This is a genomic window from Butyricicoccus sp. (genome assembly GCF_050872565.1).
Classification (GTDB): domain Bacteria; phylum Bacillota; class Clostridia; order Oscillospirales; family Butyricicoccaceae; genus Butyricicoccus_A.
This window is the reverse complement of sequence record NZ_JBNMHC010000147.1, coordinates 1-5,274: the sequence shown is the minus strand read 5'-3', so window position 1 is coordinate 5,274 and position 5,274 is coordinate 1. Positions and strand designations below refer to the sequence as shown.

Sequence of the window (5,274 nt, the reverse complement as noted above, 5' to 3'; positions counted from 1 at the left end):
GTGGACGGACAAGCCGTTGATTGTCAAGCCGAATGCCGGTCTGCCGGATCCGGCAACCGGTGGATATGATATGGATGCGGCGGAATTTGGCAGACAGATGGCAAAATTCCCGGAGCTGGGTGTCTCGATTTTGGGCGGCTGCTGCGGCACAACGCCGGACTTTATCGCGGCATTGGCGGCGCTGCCGGATGCCAAAGAAGATGTTCGGCCGGTGCGCAAGCGCGGCGTTTGCTCTGCGAGCCATATGACGGATTTTGGCGGCGTGCGTGTCATCGGTGAACGCATCAATCCGACCGGCAAAAAACGCTTCCAGCAGGCACTGCGAGAGCGCGACTTCAATTATATTATGGAGCGCGCGATTGAACAGCAGGACGCCGGCGCAGATATTTTGGATATTAACGTAGGTCTGCCGGGCATTGATGAGGCGGAAATGATGACGGCCGTGGTCAAGGCGGTACAGAGTGTCGTTTCTCTGCCGCTGCAAATTGACTCGTCGGATCCGGCGGCGATTGAGGCCGGTCTGCGCGCGTGCAGCGGCCGTGCGATTGTCAACTCGGTCAATGCAGAACAAGATAAGCTGGATACGATTTTGCCGATTGTCAAGAAGTATGGCGCGGCAGTAGTCGGCTTGACGATGGATAAATCCGGCATTCCGCAGACGGCACAGGCGCGGTTTGACATGGCGGAAAAGATCATGCAGGAAGCTATGCAGCATGGCATTCCGAAAGAAGACGTACTCATTGACTGCCTGACCCTGACAATTTCTGCCCAGCAGGAGCAAGCGGTAGAGACCTTAAAGGCTGTCCGCATGGTACATGAAAAGCTGGGACTGCATTGTGTGCTTGGTGTCAGCAACATTTCGTTTGGTCTGCCAGAGCGAAACAATATCACAACCAATTTCTTGACACAGGCGATGTGGTGCGGCTTGGATCTGCCGATTATCAACCCGAACTTGAAGCCGATTATGGATACCGTTGTGTCCTATCGCGCACTGTCCGGCGAAGATGTTGGCTGTGAGGCGTACATTGAGCGATTTGCCAATGTGGAGGAAGAGCCAAAGAACAACAGTGGAGCATCCAAGGAAATGAGCATCGCGGATGCTGTACTCAAGGGCCTCAAGCAGGAGACTGCCGATTTGACGGAAAAGCTGCTGGAAACCATGTCCGAACTGGATGTCATCAATCAAAAGCTGATTCCGGCTTTGGACTTGGTCGGCGATAAATATGAAAAGCAGAAAATTTTCCTGCCGCAGCTCATCAATGCTGCCAATGCGGCATGTGCGGGCTTTGACTTGATTAAACTGCGCATTGCCAAGCGCGGCGGCGAGAGCGTTTCCAAGGGCAAGATCATTATGGCGACAGTAGAAGGCGATATTCACGACATTGGCAAGAACATTGTGCGCGTAGTATTGGAAAATTACGGGTATCAAGTCATTGACTTGGGACGAGATGTGCCGGTGCAGAAAGTCGTGGACACGGCGATTGCAGAAGATGTCAAGCTGGTCGGTTTGTCTGCCCTGATGACGACAACGGTAGATTCGATGCGCCGAACGATTGAAGCACTTCGTGCTTCGGGACATAACTGTAAAGTCATGGTCGGCGGCGCCGTGCTGACGGCGGATTATGCTGAGGAAATCGGCGCAGATTACTATACCAAGGATGCCAAGGCATCCGTCGATGTAGCAAAGGAAGTATTGGGATAACACAACATGAATAACATTCGAGAGTATATCAAACATCATATCCTGCTGTTTGACGGCGGCATGGGTACCTATTTTTCCACGCGCAATCAGAGCGTGGGAAGCGGCTGCGAGCTGGCTAATCTCAGCCAGCCGGAGCTGATTGCAGACATTCATCGAGAATATATTGAGGCGGGCAGCAAGGCGATTAAGACCAATACGTTTGCGGTCAATCGCGTCAACTTTCAGGGTAACGAAGAACTGGTTGAGCGCACCATTCAGGCGGGCTGGAAGCTTGCCTGCGAGGCGGCCAAAGACCAAGCATATGTCTTTGCGGATATTGGCCCGATTTCCGGACTGCCGGAAACCATGGATATTCGAGAGGAATTTCGCTTTGTTGCGGATTGCTTTTTACAGCTCGGAGCACAGCATTTTCTGTTTGAGACCAATGCCAATGCAGAGGGCTTGAAGGAAACTGCAGCGTATATCAAGCAAAAGAATCCGGATGCGTATATCATCGTATCGTTTGCGATTCAGCCGGATGGATTTTCCCGTGACGGCAGCTTTGCCGCAGACTTGCTCAACGAAATCAAGGCGTGTGCAGAGATTGACTGCATTGGTTTTAACTGTGTCTGCGGCGCGCGGCATATGCTGGAACTGGCACAGGAGCTGGATCATACCGGTATCACGTTGTCGTTGATGCCGAATGCCGGTTATCCGGTCGTCATCAACAACCGTTCGTTCTATGAGGGCGATCCGGTGTATTTTGCGGCACAGCTGTTGGAGATGGCAAAGGAAGGCGCAAGCATTTTGGGCGGCTGCTGCGGCACGACACCGGTGCACATTGCGCAGACCAAAAAGGTGTTGGATGGTTATAGCCACACAGGCGAGCCGAAAACCAGCAAAAAACAGCGAGAAGAGCTGGTTGATACGCTGCCGGAGAGCCTGTTCTGGGAAAAGCTGCGCAAGGGAGAAAAGGTTGTTGCGGTAGAGCTTGACCCGCCAGCTAATGCCAATTTGAGCAAGTTTATGAGCGGCGCATGGATGCTCAAGGGCGCCGATGTCGACATTATCACGATTGCCGATTGCCCGATTGCGCGCGCCCGCGTGGATTCCAGCCTGCTGGCGTGCAAAATTCGCCGCGAGCTGAACATGGATGCGCTGCCGCATATGACCTGTCGTGATCGAAATCTCAATGCGACCAAGGCACTGCTCATGGGACTGCACGCGGAAGGCATCCGCAATATTCTGCTCGTCACCGGTGATCCGATTCCGACAGCAGAGCGCGATGAAGTCAAGAGCGTCTATCAGTTTAATTCCCGTAAGCTGGCATCCTTTGTCTCCTCGCTGGGACAGACGGTTCTGCCGAGCCCGTTCCATCTGTTCGGTGCACTCAATGTCAATGCGCTGAATTTTGATGTACAGCTGCGGCTTGCCAAGGCGAAGATGGAACGCGGTATCATTGGCTTCCTGACACAGCCGATTTTGACCCAAGAGGCATTTGAAAACCTCAAGCGAGCACGAGAAGAACTGCAAGGTGCCTATATTTTGGGCGGTATCATTCCGGTTGTCAGCGCAAAAAATGCGCGATTTATGGACAGTGAAATCAACGGCATTCGCGTCGATGAGACCATCACGCAAATGTATGAGGGAAAGAACCGTGCAGAGGGCGAAGATCTTGCGGTGACGATTTCTTCTGAGATTGCCAAGCATATCGCGCCATATGTCGATGGCTATTATCTGATGACTCCGTTCCAGAGAACGGCACTCATCTGCCGCATTTTGGAGAAGATCAAAGAAAACGAAGCATAAACAGCAACAGAGACCGTTCGGAAGGAACGGTCTCTGTTTTATCCTGTGAGCATGAAAAAAGGCTTCGGTTGAAACCGAAGCCTTTTGATGTACATTGCTGATGTTTAGCAAATTACTCCTGGGAGATTGCACCCATCGGGCAAGTGCCAGCGCAAGAACCGCAATCCAGGCATGCACCTGCATCGATCTGATACTTGCCGTCACCCTCGGAAATAGCACCTACCGGGCACTCGCCAGCGCAGGAACCGCAGCTAATACATGCATCGCTAATCTGATAAGCCATAATGATATACCTCCTAAAAAACTTTACATATCAATGTTAATAAAGAAGCACAAACGTTGTGCAATTTCTTATGTTCCTATTGTATCATAGATTTTTGAGAAATCAACTAAAAAAATTCAAAAAAATGAAATAAATCTAAACGGAGCCTAACTTTAACGTGTAAAAAGTTGCGGATAAACGCCTTTTTAACGCAAAAAATCCTGCAATTCTGCGTATTTTTTTCAAGATAAACGGAGAAACGGAAGTAAGCGGGGGTTAATAAAAAATAGAAAATTTTTATTGGAAATTTTGGTAAAATTTTCTGTGGAAAAAAGTAGAGAATCCGGGACAGATGGCCGCGATTCGCCTTGTGAAATGAGGGAAAATGTGCTACAATAAGTAAGCTTTTTGATTTTTACAACGAAAATCGAGAGAATACTGTATAGAAGGACGAGAAAACATGAAAAATGTCATCAAAAAATGGAATGATCTCAGTCTGATTCTCCGCATTGTCATTGGCTTGGCAGTCGGTATTATTCTAGCACTGGTTGTGCCGCAGGCGACAGGCATTTCCATTCTAGGTACCATGTTTGTCGGTGCGCTGAAGGCAATCGCACCGCTGCTGGTATTTGTTCTGGTTATGAGCTCGCTGGCACAGGCCTCCGCTGGCATCGGCAAGCAGTTTGGCACCGTCATTGGCTTGTATCTGTTCAGCACGCTGCTGTCTTCGGTATTGGCAGTGTGCGGCAGCTTTGCCTTTCCGGTTACGCTCAAGCTGACCGAGGCTGCGACTTCTGAGACAACACCGCCGAGCGGCATGGCAGAGATTTTCAGCAATCTGCTCAACAACGTCGTATCCAATCCGATTGATGCGATGGCAAACGCCAACTATGTCGGCGTGCTGACTTGGGCTATTATTCTGGGTCTGGCTCTGCGCAAGATTGCCTCTGACCACACCAAGGAATCGCTCACGGAGCTGTCCAATGCGGTATCGCAGGCTGTGCGCTGGATTATCAATCTGGCACCGTTTGGCATTCTGGGTCTGGTATTTACCACGGTATCGCAGAACGGCTTGGGCATCTTTAAGGATTACGGCAGTCTGTTGCTGCTGCTCGTCGGCTGTATGGCGGTCATTGCTCTGATTATCGATCCGCTGATTGTAGCCCTGTGCCTGCACAGAAATCCGTATCCGCTGGTATTCCGCTGCCTGAAAGAAAGCGGCGTGACGGCATTCTTTACGCGCAGCTCGGCGGCAAATATTCCGGTCAATATGGCACTGTGTGAAAAGCTGGGTCTGGATAAAGATGTTTATTCGGTATCGATTCCGCTCGGTGCAACCATCAATATGAATGGTGCAGCAATCACCATTACAGTCATGACAATGGCAGCGGTACATACGCTGGGCATGTCTGTCAGCATTCCGACGGCTTTGGTACTCAGCTTGCTCGCAACGCTCGCAGCGTGCGGCGCTTCCGGTGTTGCCGGCGGTTCGCTGCTGCTGATTCCGATGGCGTGCTCGCTG

4 protein-coding genes are annotated in these 5,274 nt (G+C 51.0%); 3 read left to right on the top strand and 1 reads right to left on the bottom strand.

Annotation, left to right across the window (positions count from 1 at the left end; genetic code table 11):
* Window positions 1-1,702: dihydropteroate synthase (locus ACR0P9_RS07205; protein ID WP_432618722.1), on the top strand; the 1,702-nt coding region annotated here is incomplete at its 5' end.
* Between the two features lie 6 nt (window positions 1,703-1,708).
* Window positions 1,709-3,490 (top strand): bifunctional homocysteine S-methyltransferase/methylenetetrahydrofolate reductase, encoded by a 1,782-nt coding sequence (locus ACR0P9_RS07200; RefSeq protein ID WP_432618720.1) that lies wholly within the window; start codon window positions 1,709-1,711, stop codon window positions 3,488-3,490.
* 112 nt (window positions 3,491-3,602) lie between these two features.
* On the opposite strand, the gene ACR0P9_RS07195 is transcribed toward ACR0P9_RS07200, so the two are convergent.
* On the bottom strand, window positions 3,603-3,773 hold the full coding sequence (locus ACR0P9_RS07195) for a DUF362 domain-containing protein (RefSeq protein ID WP_432618718.1): 171 nt from the start codon (window positions 3,771-3,773) through the stop codon (window positions 3,603-3,605).
* 439 nt (window positions 3,774-4,212) lie between these two features.
* On the opposite strand from ACR0P9_RS07195, the gene sstT reads away from it, so the two are divergent.
* A partial coding sequence (gene sstT / locus ACR0P9_RS07190) for a serine/threonine transporter SstT (protein WP_432618716.1) occupies window positions 4,213-5,274 on the top strand: 1,062 nt, incomplete at its 3' end.

Bases quoted from the DNA above. Each gene is read 5' to 3' on its own strand.
- ACR0P9_RS07200 (WP_432618720.1), top strand. From the start codon at position 1,709: ATGAATAACATTCGAGAGTATATCAAACATCATATCCTGCTGTTTGAC.
- ACR0P9_RS07195 (WP_432618718.1), bottom strand. From the start codon at position 3,773: ATGGCTTATCAGATTAGCGATGCATGTATTAGCTGCGGTTCCTGCGCT.